Below are 3,058 nucleotides of genomic sequence, written 5' to 3'. Positions count from 1 at the left end.
CGCCGTTTGGACAGCAAAAAGCCCCGCTGGATGGCGGGGCGTAAAGCATTGATCTGTATTGTATTATTTGGTTGCGGGGGCAGGATTTGAACCTGCGGCCTTCAGGTTATGAGCCTGACGAGCTACCGGGCTGCTCCACCCCGCGCCGGTTTGGTGTATTTTGTGATCGTTTAGGGTCTCTGATCAGGTTTGGCGGTGACCTACTCTCCCACGTCTTAAGACGCAGTACCATCGGCGTGCCAGCCCTTAACGGCCGAGTTCGGGATGGGATCGGGTGTTTAGCTGGCGCTATGACCACCAAACCGGAACAGAGACCCTGCGCCTTTTACGGCGCAAGGGAGAGAAGATCAGTATGTTCCAAGTCTTTGACTTCTGTCTTTTTCCGAACGGGGCTGGACGTTTGTCCTGGCCTTGCCGTTTCTGGATCAGATCAAGCCAATCGGGCAATTAGTACCAGTCAGCTGAACGCATTGCTGCGCTTACACCTCTGGCCTATCGACGTGGTCGTCTTCCACGGCCCTCAAGGGAGACCTAGTTTTGAAGGGGGCTTCCCGCTTAGATGCCTTCAGCGGTTATCCTGTCCGAACATAGCTACCCTGCACTGCCGTTGGCACGACAACAGGTCCACCAGTGGTTCGTTCAACCCGGTCCTCTCGTACTAGGGTCAACTCTTCTCAAGTCTCCTGCACCCACGGCAGATAGGGACCGAACTGTCTCACGACGTTCTAAACCCAGCTCACGTACCTCTTTAAACGGCGAACAGCCGTACCCTTGGGACCTGCTCCAGCCCCAGGATGAGATGAGCCGACATCGAGGTGCCAAACGATGCCGTCGCTGTGGACGCTTGGGCATCATCAGCCTGTTATCCCCAGAGTACCTTTTATCCGTTGAGCGATGGCCCTCCCACTTGGGACCACCGGATCACTATGACCGACTTTCGTCTCTGCTCGACTTGTCAGTCTCGCAGTCAGGCTGGCTTCTGCCATTGCACTCAACGACCGATTTCCGACCGGTCTGAGCCAACCTTCGCGCGCCTCCGTTACGATTTGGGAGGCGACCGCCCCAGTCAAACTCCCCACCATGCAGGGTCCCGGACCCGGATAACGGGCCGCGGTTAGACACCAAGAAGGCGAAGGGTGGTATCTCAAGGGAGGCTCCACCGAGACCAGAGTCCCGGCTTCAAAGCCTACCACCTATCCTGCGCATCACATTCCTGGTGCCAGTGCAAAGCTAGAGTAAAGGTTCATGGGGTCTTTCCGTCTAACCGCGGGTAGTGTGCATCTTGACACACAGTTCAATTTCGCTGAGTCCACGTTAGAGACAGCGGGGAGATCGTTACGCCATTCGTGCAGGTCGGAACTTACCCGACAAGGAATTTCGCTACCTTAGGACCGTTATAGTTACGGCCGCCGTTTACCGGGGCTTCAATTCAGAGCTTGCACCCCTCCTTTTAACCTTCCGGCACCGGGCAGGCGTCAGACCCTATACGTCGTCTTACGACTTCGCAGAGCCCTGTGTTTTAAGTAAACAGTCGCCACCCCCTAGTTTGTGCCCCCCGCCCATAGTTGCCTACAGACGGGGCTCCCTTCTCGCGAACTTACGGGAGCATTTTGCCGAGTTCCTTTAACGTGGTTCTCTCAAGCGCCTTGGTATACTCTACCAGTCCACCTGTGTCGGTTTAGGGTACGGTCTGATGTGGGGCTATTTCCAGGGACATCGCAGCAGCCCGGTCAATCCGATAAGACCGAACTACAGTAAACATCCGTCACATCCCACTGGCCCAGGAATATTAACCTGGTTCCCATCGACTACGCCTTTCGGCCTCGCCTTAGGGGCCGGCTTACCCTGCTCAGATTAGCTTTAAGCAGGAACCCTTGGACTTTCGGCGACAGGGTTTCTCACCCTGTTTGTCGCTACTCATGTCAACATTCTCGCTTCTGATCTCTCCACCGGATGCCTTACAGCCCGGCTTCACAGAAAGCCTCGCGTCTCCAATATCGCCGAGGCGATGAAGGAGACATGAGACTATATCACAGAACGCTCCGCTACCACGCACATCGCTGTGCATCCCGAGCTTCGGCTCATGGCTTGAGCCCCGTTACATCTTCGCCGCAGGACAGCTTATCTAGACCAGTGAGCTGTTACGCTATCTTTAAAGGATGGCTGCTTCTAAGCCAACCTCCTGGTTGTTTTGGCCGTCCCACATGCTTTCCCACTTAGCCATGAATTAGGGGCCTTAGCTGCAGGTCAGGGTTGTTTCCCTCTTCACGACGGACGTTAGCACCCGCCGTGTGTCTCCCGGATAGTACTCATCGGTATTCGGAGTTTGCTTAGGCTCAGTAAGGCTGTGGGCCCCCATTACCCATGCAGTGCTCTACCCCCGATGGTATTCGTCCGAGGCGCTACCTAAATAGCTTTCGCGGAGAACCAGCTATCTCCAGGTTTGATTAGCCTTTCACCCCTAGCCACAAGTCATCCAGACCCTTTTCAACGGGTGTTGGTTCGGACCTCCAGTTGGTGTTACCCAACCTTCATCCTGCTCATGGCTAGATCACCTGGTTTCGGGTCTGATCCCACGAACTCATGCGCCCTTTTAAGACTCGCTTTCGCTGCGCCTCCACCTAGCGGCTTAAGCTTGCTCGTAAGACCAAGTCGTTGACCCATTATACAAAAGGTACGCCGTCACCTCTCAAGGAGGCTCCGACTGCTTGTAGGCGTCCGGTTTCAGGTACTGTTTCACTCCCCTCGTCGGGGTGCTTTTCACCTTTCCCTCACGGTACTGGTTCGCTATCGGTCAGCAAGGAGTACTTAGCCTTCGGAGGTGGTCCTCCGATCTTCAGACAGGATTTCACGTGTCCCGCCCTACTTAATATGTCCTCTGAAGCTTCGCATACGGGGCTGTCACCCATGTCGCTGGCCTTTCCAGACCATTCTGCTCACTTTTCGAGGATCGGCTGGTCCGCGTTCGCTCGCCACTACTAACGGAGTCTCTATTGATGTCCTTTCCTCCGGGTACTTAGATGTTTCAGTTCCCCGGGTTTGCTCTAAAACCCCTATG

At 55.2% G+C, this 3,058-nt stretch carries 1 tRNA gene and 2 rRNA genes (1 of these 3 only partly in view); all 3 read right to left on the bottom strand.

Annotation, left to right across the window (positions count from 1 at the left end):
* Nucleotides 1–68 precede the first annotated feature (68 nt).
* Nucleotides 69–145, bottom strand: a tRNA-Met gene (locus ACED67_RS21535).
* 42 nt (nucleotides 146–187) lie between these two features.
* A 5S ribosomal RNA gene (rrf, locus tag ACED67_RS21530) occupies nucleotides 188–302 on the bottom strand.
* Between the two features lie 124 nt (nucleotides 303–426).
* Nucleotides 427–3,058, bottom strand: a 23S ribosomal RNA gene (locus tag ACED67_RS21525); it runs 201 nt beyond the window's last position.

This window comes from Neotabrizicola paludis (assembly GCF_044142105.1).
Lineage (GTDB): Bacteria > Pseudomonadota > Alphaproteobacteria > Rhodobacterales > Rhodobacteraceae > Pseudogemmobacter.
The sequence above is the reverse complement of the archived record's forward strand: the minus strand, read 5'-3'. Positions and strand labels throughout refer to the sequence as shown.